The sequence below is a fragment of the Streptomyces sp. NPDC020742 genome, from assembly GCF_040641675.1.
GTDB lineage: Bacteria > Actinomycetota > Actinomycetes > Streptomycetales > Streptomycetaceae > Streptomyces.
The window spans coordinates 151,560-168,434 of record NZ_JBFAEA010000002.1 but is presented as its reverse complement, the minus strand read 5'-3'; the positions used below and the strand labels follow the sequence as shown (position 1 = coordinate 168,434).

The following is a 16,875-nucleotide window of genomic DNA, read 5'->3' as shown; positions in this document are numbered from 1 at the left end:
CCACCGATCGTGTGTTCCTCACCCCGCTGGTCGCGACGGTCCGGCCGGTACGGCGCGCGAGGGGCCGGCCGGCCGGAGTCCGGGCGGCGGCACGCAGGAGGCCCGGGTGGGTGTCCCCGGGCCCCTGCCTGACGGTCCGACGGGTATCAGAGGAGACCGAGCAGACCGAGGCCGAACAGACCGCCCCGGCCCGGGCCGTAGCCGTCGCGCCCGTAGCCATCGCGGCCGTAGCCGTCGCGCCCGTAACCGTCCCGGCCGTAGCCGTCGCGTCCGTAGCCGTCACGTCCGTACCCGTCGCGGCCGTAGCCGTAGCCGTCGCGGCCGAAACCGTCGCGGCGGCCGTCCCGGCCGAAGTCGTCATAGCCGTCACGGCCCTTGTGACCCTTGTGACCGTTGTGGCCGGAGCGGCCGATGCCGTTGTCGTGCCGGTTGCCGTGGTGGGCCCGGTCGCAGGCGTGCCCGGAGCACACGGGTGCCGGCGTGCTGGTGGCCGCGGGTGCGGCGAGGGCGGCGCCTGCCGTCGGCACCACCAGGGCCGCCGCGGTCAGACCGGCCACTGCGAGGCCGCGAGGGATCGAACGGAGCATGATTCCACCTTCACTCGACTCTGCAGAAAAGGAATATTCTCTGCAAAAGCGACGATAAAGTGATTTTTGTGTGCATATGGGCGACCCGCCGGGGAATCACCGGAACGCAGCAGGCGCCCCCGGCCCCGACCGACGGGCCGCCCACCCACAGAGGGGCCTCAGCCTCCCGCCGGCCCGGCCTTCGGCGGCGTCTCCAGCAGGTGCCCCAGGGCGTCGGCGACGAGCCCGCAGACCGCGTCGGGGTCGGCGCTCGCCAACGGCTCCTTGCCGACGACCACTCGCATCAAGCCAATTCCGAGCAGCCAGGAGAGCGCCAGATCGGCGCGGAGGCCGCCGTTCTCGGACGGCGAGAGGGTGGCGAGCACCTCCGCGTACTCCTCCCCCAACCCCCGCAGCGCCTCCGCGATCTCGTCGCTGCCGCCGATGGACCGCAGGCACACCTCCAGCGAGCGGTCACCGCCCGACCGGCCCTCGGCCAGCATGCCGCGCAGTGCGACCTCGAAGAGCTGCTCGGCGGGCGTGGTCCGCAGCTGCTCCTGCCCACCCCGTGCCATCACCTCTCCGAACAGGGCTTTCTTCGATCCGAAGTAGCGGAACAACAGGGCCTGGTTGGCCCCGGCGCGGGCCGCGATGTCGCGCACCGTCGTCCGTTCGTAGCCGCGCTCGGCGAACAGCTCCGACGCGGCGTCAAGCAGCCGCAGCCGGGTGCCCTGGGCGCCCGGGCCGTGCTGTACCTGCGCCGTACCGTGCTGCGAGGTATCCCCCACGTCCTGTCACGCTCCTCTCTGTCGGTCCGTCACCATGACGGCCGCAATACGTCGTTGACCACTCCGGGGCGCCGATCTACCTTGTGTAAGCAGGTGCTTACACAAGGGAGGTCACCTTGACCACAGCTGACACGGCACCCCTCTCCTACCCCTTCAATATCGCCGAGAGCCTGGAGCTCTCCGACCAGTACGACCGGGCCCGGAACCGTCCGGGACTGCTCAAGGTACGGATGACGTACGGCGATCCGGCCTGGCTCGTCACCCGTTACGCCGAGGCCCGCTTCGTCCTCGGTGACCAGCGCTTCAGCCGCGCGGAGAGCACCCGGCACGACGAGCCCCGGCAGTCCGAGGGCCGCCGCGACAGCGGCATCCTGAGCATGGATCCGCCCGACCACACCCGGCTGCGCACGCTGGTGGCCAAGGCTTTCACGGTCCGTCAGGTCGAGCGACTCCGGCCGCAGGTCACCGCGCTCACCCATGAGCTCCTCGACGAGCTGGAGGCCGCCGGACCGCCGGTGGACCTGGTGGACCGCTTTGCGCTGCCGATTCCCGTCGCGGTGATCTGCCGACTGCTCGGCGTCCCGGCCGAGGACCGGCCGCGCTTCCGGGAGTGGAGCGATGCCGCGCTGTCGACCAGCTCCCTGACCGCGGCGGAGTTCGACGCCAATCGGGAGGAACTCCGAGCCTATATGGGGCAGTTGATCGAGGAGCACCGGCGCGCGCCGCAGGACGACCTGATGACCGCGCTGATCGACGCCCGGGACGTCGGCGACCGGCTCACCGAACTCGAACTCATCGATCTCTGCGTCGGCATCCTGGTGGCCGGGCACGAGACCACCGCCACCCAGATCCCCAACTTCGTCCTCGCCCTGCTGGACCACCCCGAACAGCTCGCGCTGCTGCGCGAGCGGCCCGAGCTGATCGGCAGCGCGGTCGAGGAGTTGTTGCGGTTCGTCCCGCTGGGCAGCGGCGCAAGCATGCCCCGTTACGCCACGGAGGACGTCGAGGTCGGCGGCACGCTGGTCAAGGCCGGCACCCCGGTCCTGGTCGCGGTCGGTGCGGCGAACCGCGATGCGCTGCGCTTCGACGCCCCCGGCAGGCTGGACATCTCCCGCTCCGGGAACCAGCACCTCGGCTTCGGCCACGGCGTCCACCACTGCCTCGGCGCCCCGCTCGCCCGCCTGGAACTGCAGGAAGCCCTGGGTGCCCTGCTCCACCGCTTCCCGACGCTGCACCTGGCCGGCGATGTGGAGTGGAAGAGCCAGATGCTGGTACGTGGCCCGCGGGTCATGCCGGTGGGGTGGTGAGCCGAGGTGACCTGGAGAGTCGAGATCGACCCGCACCAGTGCATGGCCTCGGGCTCCTGCGCCGCTATCGCCGGGGACCTCTTCGTCGTCGACGGCGCCCACGCCCGGCCGCTGCACGACCGGATCGAGGAGGACGAGCGGGCGCTGGACGCGGCCGATGTCTGCCCCGCGATGGCGCTCACCGTCCGGGACGGTGAGCGGGTGATCGGTCCCCGGCCCTGAGGGCTGTCCGGTAATCCGTTGGTCAAGGCGCTCCTTTCGGATTCTCGTGGGCTCACCAGGCCCTGCGGGGGGGGGAGAGACCCGTCGTGGGGTGCGCGTCGCGTGGCGGGATGTGGGGTCGCGGGCGGGCGCCTACGGTGGCCGGGTGGCAGCAGAACACCCTGCCCGTTGGTCGGCGCGGCACCTGGACGCCGCACTGACCGCGGTGGTCGTGGCCCTGGGGGTCGCCGACGCCTGGGTCAAACCGTCCAACGGCCTGCTCAGCGGCGCGTCCACCCCGGTCGTCGCGGTGGCGTCCGGTGCCGTCGGCACGGTGCTGTGGTGGCGCCGCCGGCAGCCCGGCCCGGTCTGCGTGGTGGTGCTGGCCGGCTATCTGGTCGCGTTCACCCCGGCGGCCCTCGCGGTGGCGCTGTACACCGTCGGGGCCACCTCCCGCGCGGCCCGCACCCTGGTCGGCTACGGACTGGCGGGCTGTGCCGTCGGCCTCGGTGCCCTCTGGGCGGGGCACGCCCCGCCCGACCCGAGGGAGGCCGGCTATGTGCTGGCGTTGATCCTCGGCCCGCTGGTCGTCGGGTACGCGGTGGGCGTCCGCCGCGATCTGGTCGCGGCCGCCCGGGCCGAGGTGGCGGCCCTGGAACGGGAACGGCACCTGCTGGTGGAGCGCGCCCGGACCGAGGAACGGGCCCGGATCGCCCGCGAGATGCACGATGTGGTCGCCCACCGCGTCGGCCACATCGTGCTGACCGCGAGCGCCCTGAAGGTGGGCCCGCTGGCCCGGTCCGCACCGGCCGTCGGTGACGCCGCCGAGCAGATCCGCAGCGAGGGCCACCAGGCGTTGGAGGAGCTCCGCGAGATCCTCGGGGTCCTCACGCCCGGGCGGCCGGCGGCACGGGCGCCGCAGCCCGATGCCACCTCGCTGTCGCCCCTCGTGGCCGGCGCCAACGAGCGGGGGCTGCGCGCCCGGCTGGAGGTCGTGGGCCACCCGGAGACCCTCCCCGTCCAGGTGCGGCGCGCCCTGTACCGGATCGCACAGGAGACCCTCACCAACGCCGCCAAGTACGCCCCCGGTGCCGAGGTCACGCTCTCCGTGGTCTGCCAACTCGACGGCGTCGGGATGACCGTCACCAACGGCCCCGCCACCCGGCCCGCGCCGGCGGAGCTCCCACCCGGTGGGGGCCATGGCCTGATCGGGCTCACCGAGCGGGTCACGCTCCTGGGCGGCACCCTCACCGCCGGCCCGTACGAGGAGGGGTTCCAGGTCCGCGTCCACCTCCCGCCGCCGGTTCAGGGCTCCAGCCCGGCGCGGTAGACCAGCCGTGCGAGCTGCACCCGGTTGTCCGCGCCCAGCTTCGCCATCAGCCGGCTGACCTGCCCCTTCACCGTCCCCTCCGTGATGTGCAGGGCCGCCCCGATGTCCAGGTTCGACAGCCCCCGCCCCACCAGGCGCAGCACTTCCCGCTCCCGGTCGGTCAGCGCGCCCAGGGCGGCCTTCTCCGCCGCGGTGAGCGCCGGCACCCGCTCGGCCAGGGTCTGCAGCACCCGCCCGGTCACGGCCGGGTCCAGGGTCGCCTTGCCCCCGGCGACCTGGCGGACCGCGCGCACCAGGTCCTCCGGCGGGGTGTCCTTCAGCAGGAAGCCGACCGCCCCGGCCCGTACGGCCTCGTCCACGTACGCGTCGTCACCGAAGGTCGTGAGGATCACCACCCGGGGCGGACGCGGCAGCGCCCGCAGCTCCCGGGTCGCCGCCAGACCGTCCATCCCCGGCATCTGGATGTCCACCAGCGCCACGTCCGGGGTGCAGCGCCGCGCCTCCGCCACCGCGCTCCGCCCGTCCCAGGCCTGCGCCACCACATGGAGGTCGCCGCTGGACTCGATCACCTCGCTCAGCCCGCGCCGGACGATCTCGCTGTCGTCCACGACCAGGACCTGAATCACCATCACACACCGTCCAGAGGGCTCGTCGGCAGCGAGACGAAAGGTAGGCCGCCGCCGTCGCTGGGGCGCGGCGCAACACTCCACCGGCGTCCGATTGCTCCGCGCGGGCCGGGCGCCCCCGCATCGCTGCCATGGCCGGGGCGGCCTCGGCTTGCTCCGCGCGGGCCGGGCGCACCCCTCCTCGGTCGCCGGGACCGCGACGAAAGTCATGCCGAAGTCCTCGCCAAGGTCATGCCCGGGGGCTCTTGGCAGCAGTCACGCTGGAGGCGGGCCCCTCAACGGGCCGTACCGGCCCGCGGACACTGGGAGGTGTGTGGGACTTGCTCGCCGTCGCCTTCACCCAGAACGGTGCCACCGCCGTGCTGCCCCGGCATCCGCGCGCCGCCGCACAGGCCCGGCGCGTCCTGGACCGTGCCGTCACGGGGCCCGACGCACCGACCGAGGCGGCGGCCCTGCTGCTGTCGGAGCTGATCGCCAACGCGGTCCGGCACGCCAGCGGGCCGTTGGTGCTGGTGGCGATCGTCCATGACGAGGCCGAGGACTGTCTGGTGGGGGCGGTCTTCGACGGCGATCCGGAGCTGCACTGCGGTATCCGTTGCGGCGAGCGGCACCCCGAGGACCTGGAGAGCGGGCGCGGGCTCGACCTGCTCGACACGCTGGCCGGTGCCTGGGGCGTGGCCCCCCTCGGCGAGCACGGCAAGTGGGTCTGGTTCCGGCTGTACGGCACCGCCGCGTAGCCGGCGGCGCCGGCTCTCCCGCCGGGGTGCCCCCGGAGGCAACCGCGGTTCCAATGGAAGGAGAAGGACGGCCGCAGCACCCGCGCCCGCCGGTGCCTCCCCCGCGGCCTGCCCGTCGGCGAGGAGGCTCGGCCATGACCACCGCGACGCGCCTGCTGACCGCACTCCCGGCCGCCGACCGCGACCGGCTGATGGCGCTGGCCCATGAGGTCCACTTCGAGCAGGACACCAGGATCTTCGAGGAGGGCGGCACCGCCGACCGGTTCTGGGTGCTGCGCTCGGGGTCGGTCTCGCTCGACCTCAACGTCCCCGGGCGACGCCATGTGGCGGTCGCGACGCTCGGGCCCGGCGATCTGCTCGGCTGGTCCTGGCTGTTCGCACCGCACCGCTTCGACTTCGGCGCCGAGGCGTTCAGCCCGGTGCGCGCCTACGAGTTCGACGGTGCGGCGGTACGGGCGCTCTGCGAGAGCGAACCGGCCCTCGGCCTGCGGGTGGTGCGTATCATCACCGAGATCCTCGCGCACCGCCTCCAGGCCACTCGCAGCAAGCTGATCGACCAGTACGCCTCCCGGCGCGTCACCTCGTGACGGGCCCCTTCCCGGCCCGCTTCCGCGGCGGGCGCCCGTGGTGCGCCCTCCGGGCCGGGCGTGCGCCCCGGCCTCCCCGATCCTCCCTGTGGGGGACGGCACGCCCGCGGTGAACTGGGGTGCGCGGTGTGCCCGTACCCCGGCGGACGCCGCTCCCCCGCAGGTCATCGGCGCGCCGGCGCGCCGATGACCGCGACAAGAGCGAGGTCCCGGCCAGCCGATTCACTTTGCGTCATCGTGCGCGCGCTCTGCGTAGTCGACGGGCGAGACGGAGAGAGTCCCGCCGACGCCGGGCCGACCCAGCGCCCGGCCGCTCCAGGAGGACGAGATGAGCACCCACTCCACACGCCGCACCCGACTCGCCCGGACTGCCGCCGCGGCGGCAGCGGCGGTGGCCGCCCTGGTACTGCCACTGGGGTCCGCGCCGGCCCAGGCCAGCGCCGCCCCGGCCGCGCAGCGGTCCGCCGCCGCGCTGCCCCCGGGCGTGGTCATGCTCCTGGACGGCGCGCCCTGCCCGCCCGGCACCCTGTGCCTGTACCGCGACTACGGCCGCAGCGGCCCCGCGTACGGGATCGGCGCCGGGTACCAGGTCGACCTGCGCGCCCTGCCGATGTTCGGGTCCGGCGGTCCCAGCGCCGCCAACAACGTGTCCTCTTGGGTGAACCACACCGGAGGCGTGGCACTGCTCATCGACACCGACGGCCAACGCATCCGTCCGCTCCTTCCCGGCCAGCCCCTCGAAGAGCCGCCGTTCACCAACGACTCCGTGGACATCGTGAGCTGGCAGCACTAGAGCGCTTCTTGGGGATCTCCTCGGGCTCGTGAAGATCCCAAACGGAATACCCAGCCGGTCCCGGCCGGCTCCCCATCGCCTGCCCCGTCCGGCGTTCGCCCCGGTCTCCCCGGGCCCGGAGCGGACCGCGCGACCGGCTCGGCAGGGCCGGCCAGGCCGGTCAGGCCGATCAGGCCGATCAGGGTCTGGGGCGGGCGATGAGGACCGCGACGTCGTCGTGGTCCTCGGGGTCGCGCAGCGCGTCCAGGAGCCGGTCGCAGGTCTCCTCCAGCGAGCGGTCCGGGCTGTCGAGCAGGTGGAGGAGGTGGCCGAGCCGTTCGTCGATGGTGTGGTGGCGGGTCTCGACCAGACCGTCGGTGTAGAGGACCAGCTGGTCGCCGGGGCGCAGTTCGAAGGTGGTGTCCTCGAAGGGGACGCCACCGACGCCCAGTGGTACGCCGGTGGGCAGGTCGAGCAGCTCGGGCGGCCGGCCGGTGCGTATCAGGACCGGAGGCAGATGGCCGGCCACCGCGATCCGGCAGGCGGCCTCATGGGGGTCGTAGACCGTGTAGGCGCAGGTGGCGTACTGCTGCAGCCCGGCGGTGATCTTGTCGATGTGGCGGAGCACGTCGGTGGGCGGGATGTCGAGGTCGGCGAGGGTGGAGGTGGCCGTGCGCAGCCGCCCCATGGTGGTGGCGGCGTCGATGCCGCTGCCCATCACATCGCCCACCACCAGCGCCGTCTTGTCCCCCATCAGCGCGATCACATCGAACCAGTCGCCGCCGACCTCGCTGGTGGTGCCGGCGGGCTGGTAGCGGGTGGCGATCTCCAGGCCCGGCTGCTGCGGCGGGCGGTCAGGGAGCAGGCTGCGCTGCAGGGTGACCGCGGTGTTGCGCAGGCTCTGGTACAGCCGGGCGTTGTCGATGCACACCGCGGCGCGGTCGGCCAGTTCGCCGGCGAGGGTGAGGTCGTCCTCGTCGAAGGGCTCCGGGTTGCGGGCGCGGGTGAGGCCCAGCGCGCCGAGGACCTCGCCGCGGGCGATCAGCGGTGTGGTGAGGAAGGTGTGGATGCCGGCGCGGGCGAGCAGGGCGGCGGCTTCCGGGTCGCGGGCGATGCGCAGCAGGTCCCCCTCGCCGACGTTCCGCACCAGGATGGGCCGGCCGGTGCGCACACACTCGGTCACCAGCCGGTCCGCCCCGTAGCGCGAGAGGTGGCCGACCGGGTCGGCCGCCCGGATCGCCTCCGTGGGGTAGGCGGCCTGCACCGCCAGGGCCCGGAAGAGCGCCGGCCGGTCGCTGGGCACCGTGGGGCGACGGTCGCCCAGCACGGCGTCCAGCACGTCCACCGCCGCCACATCGGCGAGTTGGGGCACCGCGACCTCGGCCAACTCACGGGCGGTGCGTTCCACTTCCAGCGTGGTGCCGATCCGGGCGGAACCGTCGGCGATCAGCGCCAGCCGGTTGCGGGCCCGGGCGGCGACCTCGTCCGCGCGGTGCCGGTCGGTGGTGTCGATCACCAGGGCGGCCACCCCCAGCACCCGTCCGCCGGGGTCCTCCAGCCGGTAGTAGGAGACCGACCAGGCGTGGTCGTGGTCGGGGTCGGCGGGGGTACGGCCCACCACATCGGCGTCGAGCAGCGGGTCACCGGACGCCAGGACCTGCCGGAGCGCGGACTCGATGGCCGGTACGTCGAGGAAGGGCAGCACCTCGCGGACCGAACGCCCGAGGTGTTCCGCGGCGGGGACGCCGTTCATCCGTTCCAGCGCCGGATTGACGGCCAGGTACCGCAGCTCGGTGTCCAGCACGCCCAGGCCGATCGGGGACTGCGAGACCAGCCGGGTGGACAACGCCACATCGCGTTCCACCCGGCGCAGCACCGCCTCGTCGGTGGCGATGCCCAGGGCGTAGTAGTCCCCCCGGTCGTCCAGCAGCCGCATGTTGCGGAACTCCACCAGCCGGGTGCTGCCGTCCTTGTGCCGTACGGGAAAGGCGCCGGCCCAGCTCTGGCCGGTGCCCATCACCTCGGTGAACAGTCGGATCACCAGGTCCAGGTGCCGCTCGTGGACCAGCAGCCGCCCCGCGAACTGGCCCAGCGCCTCCTGTGCGGAGTACCCGAAGAGCGTCTCGGCCTGCGGGCTCCAGAGCACGATCCGTCCCTCGGCGTCCAGCACCACCGCGGCGACGCTGAGCAGGTCCAGCAGGCCACTGCGCGGCGACAGGCCCGGCAGCGGCGGTTTGCCGGCGGAACCGAAGGGATCGGCGGTACTCATCCCAGGCACTCCCTCCGCCCTGCGAACCCGGCGTGCGGCCCCACCGGCTTCACGCTGCGGCCCGCACCCCTGCGCCCCGCAGTGCTTCCATGGTCCCCCGGACCGGGGCGCTTGCGCGCGGCAGAGGGCCGGGGCGGCCTGCGGGTGGGCGGGCTGGTCAGCGGCGACCGTGCGCCGCCCGAGGCGGGGCGGCGCCACGTGGGCGAGGGCACTCGTCCGCCGGGGCGGACCCTGCCTCCTGCCTCCTGCCTCTGTTCCTCCGTCAGATCCCCGCGAGGCATTCCAAGATCGCTCCGTGTTGCCGGCTCGTCTCAGGCAGCACCCCGGTGCCTGGCAGCGTCAGCAGATCTTGCCGGGGCGGGCCGCAGTGGCCTTGAGCAGATCTCGCATCAGGCCGAAGTCAATGCTCTCCGGCCTGCGAAACCGCAGGCAGCCCTTACCCATGTCCTGCCCGGCCAGCCGCTCCTCGAACGCCTCACGGACGTCACTGCGCATGAGATAGAAGGAGATGTACTGCTTCTGGCTGGCAAAAGCGATCTCGCAGGCGCCGTTCCGCTCAAATGCGGGCATCCCGTACGCCATGACCTCGTCGAAGCCCACCAGCTCCTCCCGGCACAGCTGCCGCACCTTGGCCAGCGCGGCCCTGCGTTCCTCAGGAACCTCATTCAGGTAGCCGTCGACGTCACTTGCCTTACTCTGCACCATTCCGTGAGGTTATGCCGGATTCACAGCCTCTCTCAACTTTTCAAACACTCCTAGGAGAACTCCGCGACCAGCGTGGCGCAGAAGGCTTTTAGGTCGCCGGGTTTGCGGCTGGTGATCAGCGAGTTGGGGCCGGCCGTGCAGACGTTGACCTGCACGTCGACCCAGGTGCCGCCGGCGTTACGGATATCGGTCCGCAGGCTGGGCCAGGACGTGAGCGTACGTCCCCGTACGACATCGGCCTCGATGAGCGTCCAGGGCGCATGACAGATCGCGGCGACCGGCTTGCCCGCGTCGAAGAAGTCCCGCACAAAAGCCACGGCCTTCTGGTCCATGCGCAGCGCATCCGGATTGGCGAGGCCGCCCGGCAGGACCAGGCCACCGTAGTCGGCGGCCGTTGCCTCCGTCACCGTACGGTCGACGGCGAAGGTGTCCGCCTTGTCCAGGTGATGGCAGGCCTGGATGCGGCCGGACCGGGTGGAGACCAGATGGGGAACGTCGCCCGCCTCCAGAACGGCCTGCCAGGGTTCGGTCAGCTCGACCTGCTCCACACCGTGCGGCGCCACCAGGAATGCGATCTGCATGGGCCCTCGTTCCTTTCGCTGACTCTCCTGCGCCATGCCGAAGCGTCCGGCGCGTCCGGCTGAGCGGTACCGAACCGTCCGCGCCGCTCACGCCGCGGTGTCCCGGCGTCATCGGTCGTGGGGGCCGTCGGACTCGTGCGCCCCGTGCGGCTTGAGCTTCTCCATGGCCTGCTTGGCCTTCCGGCGCGCCATTTCGGTGAGCTTCATGGGCGGGTGGCCGGCGCCGCCACGGTCCGGGTCCCGGTCCGGCGCCTGCGGATCGCCGTGGTGTGCGGGCGGCGTCGGCGGGCCGGCGGCGGAAGGGGCGGGGGACCTTCTCCGTGGTTCCTCGGGAGTTTCGGCGTGCTGCATATCGGCCTCCTCATCCCTTGCGGACGCCCCCTTCACTTCACCTCGGCGGCCCGGTGCGCGCGAATCGGGCGGGAGCGCTCGTGACCGCCACGGCCGTGACGGCGGCGGGAGGCCCGGGGCGCACAGAGGCGGGGTGCCGCACAGCGGAAGGGCGCCGTTGGCCCGGGCCGTGCGGTGCGGTGCGGTGCGGTGCGCGCGGACGGGGGTGACGCTGCCAGCGGTTGCCCTCGCGGCGGGCGAGGATCACAGTGAGATGGATAAGTGAAACAGCCGAATGCATTCCGCTGTAGCCCCATACGGCTCATGCGGCCCCGTGCGGCTCATGCAGCCCTATGCCGTCCCATGCGAGATCGGAGAGCATCATGATTGTTCTCGGAGTCATCTTGCTCATCATCGGGTTCCTGACCGGAATTGCCATTCTGTGGACCATCGGCATCATTCTTGCCGTGATCGGCCTGGTCCTGTGGGTCCTGGGCGCAATGGGCCATGCGGTCTTCGGCCGACGACATTATTGGTAGGCCCCTTGGCGGGCCCCGGAGTGAGGCGGGCCTCAGACCTGTCCGCGGATTCATTCCTGTCGCCGCGCTCCGTACGCGCGGAATACACGAAATGCACCCAGCGAATGCGGACGGAATACGCTCGGAAGGGGTGTCCGGAATGAGCATCGGAAATCAGCACCCGGATCCGAATGCGCATGAGCCCCCTGGCCTCGGCGCCGAGGGCGGTGTGCCGCCGGGCGAGACCCCACCGGGCGAGGACAGCACGGGTTCCGAAACCGGCCCTCGTGACACCCAGTCGCGCGGCTGGGCCAAGGGGCCGGTCACCGTTCTCGCCATCGTCGTCGTACTCTGCGCGGCCTTCTTCATCGCCTATGCGGTGATCGTGGCGCGCTGACCCGCCTGCGCCGACCGCCGCCCCGACACCGGGCCGGAGCTGCACGCCGCGGGGGGGGTGTGGTGGTTCGTCGCCCGCGGGGGCGAGCGCGTTGGTCAGGGCCCGCCCCCGTCCCCGCCTCCGTAGCCGCCCTCGCGCCACCCGCCGCCCGTGCCGTCGTCCGGCCCCGTGCGGTCCTCACCGTGTCCATCGTGACGGCCGCTGGGGAAGGCATCGGGCTGGGCTTCGGGGCAGGCATCGGGCTGGGCTTCGGGGTGGCCTTCATCCTCACCCTCGCCGATCTGGTGGCACAGAAAGCGTTCGCTCTCCCAGGACAGGGTGTGCTCGATCTGGATGAAGTTCAGGCCCGTGGCGTGGACGAGTTGTTCCTCGTCGAGCCCTTCGGGGTGCGCACGCAGAGCGCGCGCGATCTTGCCCGACCAGAGCTCTTCGTTGACGTAGGGGCGTTGCCGGTACTGCTGTTGGAGTTCGGCGAGGTGTTCGGGGCTGCAGGCCGCCAGCAGCCGCTGACCGTCCTGGCCCGGGTCGTCCGGGTGGATGACGGAGGAGTCCGGCACCAGGGAGAAGATCTGCAGGTCGGACGGGATGAATCCGCCGCACAGATCACACAGACCGGGATCGGACTCGGGAACCGCTGTTTCGTCGCTGTCGTGCACGCGGCCTTTGTAACCCCTGCGGTCGCGGACGTCGGCGTGCGGCTCGCCCTGGCGTGCAAACAACATGCCGATGGTCGCCCTCAGGAGGGGGCATCGCGCGGGGCGCCTTGACGGGGCCATCGTGCGGGCCGCCCGTTTGCCGCCCCGCACGCACCGGCCGCGGCGCACCGTCAGTCGCCGGGCGGCGCCGGCGGCCGGATCTGCAGGCCGGGACGGCGGCGATGGACCGTCAGGAAGGAGAGGCCGGCCTCGCCCGCAGTGATGCTCCGGGTGGATCCGTGCGGGAGCCAGGCCAGCCCCCCTTCGGTGAGCGGCTGCGGCTCACCCGTCGTACCCAGGGTGCCGTCGCCGGCGACGACGAACAGCAGGACGTCCAGGTCCGGCTCGATGTGCGGCTCGATACGTTCCGCCGGCCGGATGTGTACGAGGTTGGCGTCGAGTTGCCGTCCGGGCTCGGCCAGCCGCCACAGCGCACCCGCCGGGGCGGGGCCCAGCGCGGCGAGCGCCTTGGCGTCACACAGGAGATGCGGGACCGGGGCCCCGGTCACCTCGGTGCGGCCTGACCGTCCGTCGCCCATCACTTGCCACCATCCGATACGTAACTGTCGCTGCCGCGAACCCTCATGAGCCCGATGCGCCCGATGCACCCGGTGTGCGCCATGAGCGCCTCGAACCTCATCTGCCTCAAGGGCACCATGCGCCATCAGCCATCATGAGGCCGCACACCCCCACTCTCCCTCAGACCCGTTTACACAAGGGACCGCTGCCCGCCTGACCGCGGCCCGCCACCCCTCCCCTATGACGCATGCCACACCACCATGCCCGACGTTCAAATAGGAATCTAACATGCGCATTTGCTAGCGTCGCAGCGTGCGGTTGACGAAGTTCACCGATCTGGCGCTCCGAGCAGTGATGCGCCTGGCGGTCTCCGATCAGGGCGGGTCCATGACCACACGCGAGGTGGCGGAGGTGATGGATGTTCCCTACGCCCATATGGCGAAGGCGGTCAGCAGGCTGCAGCACCTCGGCGTGGTCGAGGCGCGACGAGGGCGGGGCGGCGGCCTGGAGCTGACCGGGCTGGGCCGGGAGGCCTCGGTCGGCTGGCTGGTGCGCGAACTCGAGGGCGAGGGCGAGGTCGTCGCCTGCGAAGGCGCTCCCCCCTGCCCGCTCCGCGCCGCCTGCCGACTCCGCGGCGCCCTGCGCGACGCGCAGGAGGCTTTCTACGCCACGCTCGACCCGCTGACGGTCCGTGAACTGGTGTCCTCACCGACCGGCCCCGTGCTGGTCGGACTGGTGGGGTACCGCCCCGACTGACCCGGCGGCGGCCGGGCGGACGGGTGGACGGACGAGCGTTCCGGCGCGGACCGACCGGCGGCAAGGGCTTCGGACCAGCGCCGCCGGCAGCCGCAACGATGCCGCAACCACGACTTTAAATACGCAGATCATTTACCAATTAGGAGCCGCGATGCTCTCCGAACAGTCCGCTCCTGTCCTTCGCGCCACCCTCCCCACCGTCGAGACGGCCCTCGGCGAGATCGCCGAGGTGTTCTACCGGAGGCTCTTCACCGCCCGCCCCGAGCTGCTGCGGGACCTCTTCAACCGGGGCAATCAGGCCAACGGGGAGCAGCAGAAGGCCCTGGCGGGCGCCCTCGCAGCCTTCGCCGGCCTGCTCCTGGACCACCCCGAGGCCCGCCCGGACGCCCTGCTCGCGCGGATCGCCCACAAGCACACGTCGCTGGGCATCACCTCCGACCAGTACAAGGTCGTCCACCAGCACCTCTTCGATGCGATGGCCGAGGTGCTCGGCGCCGCGCTGCCCCCCGCCGTGGCCGCCGCCTGGGACGAGGTCTACTGGCTGATGGCCAACGCCCTGATCGCCATCGAGGCCCGGCTCTACCGCGAGGCGGGCACCGCCGAGGGCCAGGTCTGGCACCGGATGGTGATCACCGAGCGGTACCAGGAGACCGCCGACGTCATCTCGCTCGTCCTCCGCCCCACCGAGGGAAGACCTGCCGCGCCGTTCCGGCCGGGCCAGTACGTCAGCGTGCAGGCCGAACTGGCCGACGGGGCACGCCAGATCCGCCAGTACAGCCTCTCCGCCGCCCCCGGCGGCCCGCAGTGGCGGATCACCGTCAAACGGGTGCCGGACACCCGCGGAGAGGAGGCGGCGGACACCGCCCTCGGCGCGGCCCCCCGCCCCGAGGGAGAGGTGTCCTCGTGGTTGCACCGCAACGCCCGGGTGGGTGACGAGCTCACCGTGTCGTCCCCCTGCGGGGACCTGGTCCTGCCCGAGGGCAACGGCCCGCTGCTGCTCGCCTCCGCGGGCATCGGCAGCACCCCGATGCTGGCCTTGCTCGGCCATCTCGTCGCCACCGGGTCGCCCCGCCCACTCACCGTCGTACACGCCGACCGCAGCCCCGCCGACCACGCGCTGCGCGAGGAACAGCGGCTGCTGGTCGCGGCGTTGCCGGACGCGCGGCTGCACCTCTGGTACGAGGAGGGGCACGACCGGTACGAGGAGGGGCACGACGCGGCGCCGGACGACCGAACGGCGCACGTCGCGGCCGGGCACGCCGACATCGGGGCGCTGGAGCTTCCGGACGGGCTCACCGCGTACCTGTGCGGCCCGCTGCCGTTCCTGCGCGCCGTACGCGGTGCCCTGCTGCGCCGCGGCGTACCGGCCGGGGCGATCCACTACGAGGTGTTCGGCCCGGACCTGTGGCGCGGCCTGTCCTGACGCACCGTCGGCGGCCCCGCACCGCCCGCGACTCACCGCGGGCCGCCGCACGGACGGCGGTCGCCCGGCTACGCCACACCGCGTTGCCGGGTTTGCACCCCCGCCCCTCCTGACGCGTCCGGCCGCCGGCGGAACGTCCGCCGGTAGGTGTGCGGGCTGACCCCGGTGGTGCGCTTGAAGCCGCGCCCCCTCGGGACGGCGATGGTCTGCCCCGAGGTGACGACGGCCACCGTGTGCGGCAGCTCGCTCCTGCTGGCCATGGCCGGGCTCCTGGAAGGCCGGCGGGCCACCACGCACCACGATGGGATGGCCCTGCTGTCCGGGGCCGGTGTGACCGCCGTACGGGCTCGGGTCGTCGAGGACGGCGATCTGGTCACCGGCGCGGCGTCACCTCCGGTCTGGATCTGGATCTGGGTCTGTATCTGCTGGAGCGCGAGGCGGGACCCCAAGTGGCGTACGCCGTCGAGGAGTTGATGCCCATGAGCGGCGGGGCGTGGTGTGGAGCGCCCACGGTGCCCCACCGGTGACGGCCCCGACGACCTCCTGACCCACCGGCCTCACCACCCCCGACAACCGGGCCTAACCGGGCCCGAGAAGCCACGGGCCGTGACGAAACTCCTCCTCTCCAGTGGCACGGTCGGCTGGCCATGCTCACCGGGGTGTTCAACCTGCTCTGGGCCGTGGTGACGGTCCTGATGATCATCCGCCCCGGTTGACGACGGGAGCCTGACCGTGGGGCCTTCCCGGCGCCCGCTGCGGCTCGCGGCGGCCCGGAAAGGCGCGTCTTCCCGGGTCGCTCGCGCTGCCGCGAGTGATCTTGGGGTGACCCTCCCGCTCGGCTCCGGTGCCGGGGTGCGACGATGGGCCTGTCATGGATGCGGGGCGGTTTCTCAGGGGGCTACGCGCCGCGGTGTTCGCGGCGGTGTGTGTGCTGCTCGCCGCGCTGGGACACGTGGTGATGTCGGATGCCACGGTCCCCGCGTGGATGCTGCTCTCGGCCGCGGTCGTCACCGCGGCCGGCGCGTGGTGCTGCGCGGGTCGGGAACGCGGCCCGGTGCTGGTGGGGCTGCTCACCGTCGGAACCCAGGCCGCCCTGCACACTGCCTTCTCGTTCGGCCAGGCGGTGGCCGGTACGTCCGGCGGGACCGGTACACGGCTGTCGCTCGCCCGGCAGTGGGCGGCGGCCTGGATGTGCGGCGCGCAGTCGATGCCGGCGTCCGAGGGCGGTGCCGACCGGATGCTCCGGCTGATGCACCGACAGATGGCGACCATGCCGGGGATGGCCGGGGACCCGGCGATGCCGGGGATGCCCGGGATGCCGGGGTCGGCGCATCCGGGCGGCGGCACCGGCATGATGGCGCACGGCAGCGCGGCGGCCGGCGCGATGGCGCACGGCAGTGCGCTCGGCATGATGGCGGCCCACCTGCTGGTCGCCCTGCTCAGCGCAGGGTGGCTGTGGGGTGGTGAACGGGCGGCGTTCCGGCTCGTACGGAGCGTGTCGGCGCGGCTGTTCGCGCCGCTGGTGCTCGTCCTGCGCAGGGTGCTGCCGACCGTCCGGCCCGTGGTGCGCGCCGCCCGGCAGGAGCCGCGGCGTGCGGTCCGGAGGCTGCTGCTGGCCCATGCGATGTCGCTGCGGGGTCCGCCGCATGAGCCGGCTGTCGGCTGACAGCACGGCCGAATTCCCGAGCCGGTGGAAGTGCCGCCCGTGGACGATCCGTCCATGAACGCGGCATCCGCGGGCGGCCCCTGCGCGACCTCCTTGGATGGC

The 16,875-nt window shown here is 72.6% G+C and carries 20 protein-coding genes and 1 pseudogene; 12 read left to right on the top strand and 9 right to left on the bottom strand.

From position 1 onward, the window contains the following. Positions 1 to 146: 146 nt before the first annotated feature. Together AB0G84_RS04770 and AB0G84_RS04765 are read right to left on the bottom strand one after the other, a co-directional pair. Positions 147 to 587 (bottom strand): hypothetical protein, encoded by a 441-nt coding sequence (locus tag AB0G84_RS04770; RefSeq protein ID WP_361315514.1) that lies wholly within the window; start codon positions 585 to 587, stop codon positions 147 to 149. Between the two features lie 158 nt (positions 588 to 745). Beyond that, positions 746 to 1,354, bottom strand: a complete 609-nt coding sequence (locus AB0G84_RS04765; RefSeq protein WP_361315511.1) for a TetR family transcriptional regulator — start codon at positions 1,352 to 1,354, stop codon at positions 746 to 748. A 116-nt stretch (positions 1,355 to 1,470) separates the two neighbouring features. On the opposite strand from AB0G84_RS04765, the gene AB0G84_RS04760 reads away from it, so the two are divergent. The 3 genes from AB0G84_RS04760 (at position 1,471) to AB0G84_RS04750 (ending at position 4,192) form a co-directional block, all read left to right on the top strand. Continuing rightward, the gene (locus AB0G84_RS04760; protein WP_361315509.1) at positions 1,471 to 2,661 is read left to right on the top strand and encodes a cytochrome P450; all 1,191 of its coding nucleotides are present in this window, start codon (positions 1,471 to 1,473) and stop codon (positions 2,659 to 2,661) included. A 6-nt stretch (positions 2,662 to 2,667) separates the two neighbouring features. Next, the gene (locus AB0G84_RS04755; RefSeq protein WP_361315506.1) at positions 2,668 to 2,883 is read left to right on the top strand and encodes a ferredoxin; all 216 of its coding nucleotides are present in this window, start codon (positions 2,668 to 2,670) and stop codon (positions 2,881 to 2,883) included. Between the two features lie 145 nt (positions 2,884 to 3,028). Next, a complete protein-coding gene (locus AB0G84_RS04750; RefSeq protein WP_361315503.1) occupies positions 3,029 to 4,192 on the top strand; it encodes a histidine kinase in 1,164 nt (387 codons plus the stop codon). Here the strand turns inward: AB0G84_RS04750 and AB0G84_RS04745 are convergent. Beyond that, complete coding sequence (locus AB0G84_RS04745) at positions 4,168 to 4,821, bottom strand: response regulator transcription factor (protein WP_361315500.1); 654 nt, start codon at positions 4,819 to 4,821, stop codon at positions 4,168 to 4,170. The genes AB0G84_RS04750 and AB0G84_RS04745 overlap by 25 nt on opposite strands. 308 nt (positions 4,822 to 5,129) lie before the next feature. Between AB0G84_RS04745 and AB0G84_RS04740 the strand changes: the two genes are divergently transcribed. The 3 genes from AB0G84_RS04740 (at position 5,130) to AB0G84_RS04730 (ending at position 6,935) form a co-directional block, all read left to right on the top strand. After that, positions 5,130 to 5,555, top strand: coding sequence for an ATP-binding protein (locus AB0G84_RS04740; protein ID WP_361315498.1), 426 nt, complete (start codon positions 5,130 to 5,132; stop codon positions 5,553 to 5,555). A gap of 134 nt (positions 5,556 to 5,689) precedes the next feature. After that, positions 5,690 to 6,142: a cyclic nucleotide-binding domain-containing protein gene (locus AB0G84_RS04735; RefSeq protein ID WP_361315495.1), complete on the top strand. Its 453-nt coding sequence runs from the start codon at positions 5,690 to 5,692 to the stop codon at positions 6,140 to 6,142. Between the two features lie 328 nt (positions 6,143 to 6,470). Continuing rightward, on the top strand, positions 6,471 to 6,935 hold the full coding sequence (locus AB0G84_RS04730) for a peptidase inhibitor family I36 protein (protein WP_361315493.1): 465 nt from the start codon (positions 6,471 to 6,473) through the stop codon (positions 6,933 to 6,935). Positions 6,936 to 7,113: 178 nt separating this feature from the next. Here the strand turns inward: AB0G84_RS04730 and AB0G84_RS04725 are convergent, their stop codons facing one another. The 4 genes from AB0G84_RS04725 to AB0G84_RS04710 form a co-directional block, all read right to left on the bottom strand. Next, positions 7,114 to 9,183, bottom strand: a complete 2,070-nt coding sequence (locus tag AB0G84_RS04725) for a SpoIIE family protein phosphatase (RefSeq protein ID WP_361315490.1) — start codon at positions 9,181 to 9,183, stop codon at positions 7,114 to 7,116. A 339-nt stretch (positions 9,184 to 9,522) separates the two neighbouring features. Then, a complete protein-coding gene (locus tag AB0G84_RS04720; protein ID WP_361315487.1) occupies positions 9,523 to 9,888 on the bottom strand; it encodes a DUF1801 domain-containing protein in 366 nt (121 codons plus the stop codon). A 50-nt stretch (positions 9,889 to 9,938) separates the two neighbouring features. Then, positions 9,939 to 10,469, bottom strand: a complete 531-nt coding sequence (locus AB0G84_RS04715; protein WP_361315484.1) for a type 1 glutamine amidotransferase domain-containing protein — start codon at positions 10,467 to 10,469, stop codon at positions 9,939 to 9,941. Between the two features lie 108 nt (positions 10,470 to 10,577). Then, positions 10,578 to 10,820, bottom strand: a complete 243-nt coding sequence (locus AB0G84_RS04710) for a hypothetical protein (RefSeq protein WP_361315482.1) — start codon at positions 10,818 to 10,820, stop codon at positions 10,578 to 10,580. Positions 10,821 to 11,182: 362 nt separating this feature from the next. Between AB0G84_RS04710 and AB0G84_RS04705 the strand changes: the two genes are divergently transcribed. Further along, positions 11,183 to 11,338 carry a DUF6131 family protein gene (locus AB0G84_RS04705; RefSeq protein ID WP_361315480.1) on the top strand — a complete coding sequence of 52 codons (156 nt, stop codon included), beginning with the start codon at positions 11,183 to 11,185 and terminating at the stop codon, positions 11,336 to 11,338. A 139-nt stretch (positions 11,339 to 11,477) separates the two neighbouring features. Continuing rightward, the gene (locus AB0G84_RS04700; RefSeq protein ID WP_361315477.1) at positions 11,478 to 11,714 is read left to right on the top strand and encodes a DUF6480 family protein; all 237 of its coding nucleotides are present in this window, start codon (positions 11,478 to 11,480) and stop codon (positions 11,712 to 11,714) included. 95 nt (positions 11,715 to 11,809) lie between these two features. Here AB0G84_RS04700 and AB0G84_RS04695 read toward each other — a convergent pair whose 3' ends face one another. Both AB0G84_RS04695 and AB0G84_RS04690 read right to left on the bottom strand, forming a co-directional pair. Next, positions 11,810 to 12,370 carry a hypothetical protein gene (locus AB0G84_RS04695; protein WP_361315475.1) on the bottom strand — a complete coding sequence of 187 codons (561 nt, stop codon included), beginning with the start codon at positions 12,368 to 12,370 and terminating at the stop codon, positions 11,810 to 11,812. A gap of 170 nt (positions 12,371 to 12,540) precedes the next feature. Beyond that, positions 12,541 to 12,948 carry a hypothetical protein gene (locus AB0G84_RS04690; RefSeq protein WP_361315473.1) on the bottom strand — a complete coding sequence of 136 codons (408 nt, stop codon included), beginning with the start codon at positions 12,946 to 12,948 and terminating at the stop codon, positions 12,541 to 12,543. 292 nt (positions 12,949 to 13,240) lie between these two features. On the opposite strand from AB0G84_RS04690, the gene AB0G84_RS04685 reads away from it, so the two are divergent. The 4 genes and pseudogenes from AB0G84_RS04685 to AB0G84_RS04670 all read left to right on the top strand — a co-directional run bounded on the left by AB0G84_RS04685 (position 13,241) and on the right by AB0G84_RS04670 (position 16,773). Next, positions 13,241 to 13,684, top strand: a complete 444-nt coding sequence (locus tag AB0G84_RS04685) for an Rrf2 family transcriptional regulator (protein WP_361315471.1) — start codon at positions 13,241 to 13,243, stop codon at positions 13,682 to 13,684. 151 nt (positions 13,685 to 13,835) lie between these two features. Continuing rightward, complete coding sequence (locus tag AB0G84_RS04680) at positions 13,836 to 15,107, top strand: globin domain-containing protein (RefSeq protein WP_361315469.1); 1,272 nt, start codon at positions 13,836 to 13,838, stop codon at positions 15,105 to 15,107. A gap of 198 nt (positions 15,108 to 15,305) precedes the next feature. Then, positions 15,306 to 15,654 (top strand): annotated as a pseudogene (locus AB0G84_RS04675) (DJ-1/PfpI family protein); the annotation flags it as partial. Positions 15,655 to 15,978: 324 nt separating this feature from the next. Then, a complete protein-coding gene (locus tag AB0G84_RS04670) occupies positions 15,979 to 16,773 on the top strand; it encodes a PE-PGRS family protein (RefSeq protein ID WP_361315466.1) in 795 nt (264 codons plus the stop codon). Positions 16,774 to 16,875 lie beyond the last annotated feature (102 nt).

Excerpts from the sequence above, each read along its gene's own strand:
- AB0G84_RS04770 (WP_361315514.1), bottom strand. The coding sequence starts at position 587 with ATGCTCCGTTCGATCCCTCGCGGCCTCGCAGTGGCCGGTCTGACCGCG.
- AB0G84_RS04745 (WP_361315500.1), bottom strand. The coding sequence starts at position 4,821 with ATGGTGATTCAGGTCCTGGTCGTGGACGACAGCGAGATCGTCCGGCGC.
- AB0G84_RS04735 (WP_361315495.1), top strand. The coding sequence starts at position 5,690 with ATGACCACCGCGACGCGCCTGCTGACCGCACTCCCGGCCGCCGACCGC.
- AB0G84_RS04730 (WP_361315493.1), top strand. The coding sequence starts at position 6,471 with ATGAGCACCCACTCCACACGCCGCACCCGACTCGCCCGGACTGCCGCC.
- AB0G84_RS04725 (WP_361315490.1), bottom strand. The coding sequence starts at position 9,183 with ATGAGTACCGCCGATCCCTTCGGTTCCGCCGGCAAACCGCCGCTGCCG.
- AB0G84_RS04720 (WP_361315487.1), bottom strand. The coding sequence starts at position 9,888 with ATGGTGCAGAGTAAGGCAAGTGACGTCGACGGCTACCTGAATGAGGTT.
- AB0G84_RS04715 (WP_361315484.1), bottom strand. The coding sequence starts at position 10,469 with ATGCAGATCGCATTCCTGGTGGCGCCGCACGGTGTGGAGCAGGTCGAG.
- AB0G84_RS04710 (WP_361315482.1), bottom strand. The coding sequence starts at position 10,820 with ATGCAGCACGCCGAAACTCCCGAGGAACCACGGAGAAGGTCCCCCGCC.
- AB0G84_RS04705 (WP_361315480.1), top strand. The coding sequence starts at position 11,183 with ATGATTGTTCTCGGAGTCATCTTGCTCATCATCGGGTTCCTGACCGGA.
- AB0G84_RS04700 (WP_361315477.1), top strand. The coding sequence starts at position 11,478 with ATGAGCATCGGAAATCAGCACCCGGATCCGAATGCGCATGAGCCCCCT.
- AB0G84_RS04690 (WP_361315473.1), bottom strand. The coding sequence starts at position 12,948 with ATGGGCGACGGACGGTCAGGCCGCACCGAGGTGACCGGGGCCCCGGTC.
- AB0G84_RS04680 (WP_361315469.1), top strand. The coding sequence starts at position 13,836 with ATGCTCTCCGAACAGTCCGCTCCTGTCCTTCGCGCCACCCTCCCCACC.
- AB0G84_RS04670 (WP_361315466.1), top strand. The coding sequence starts at position 15,979 with ATGGATGCGGGGCGGTTTCTCAGGGGGCTACGCGCCGCGGTGTTCGCG.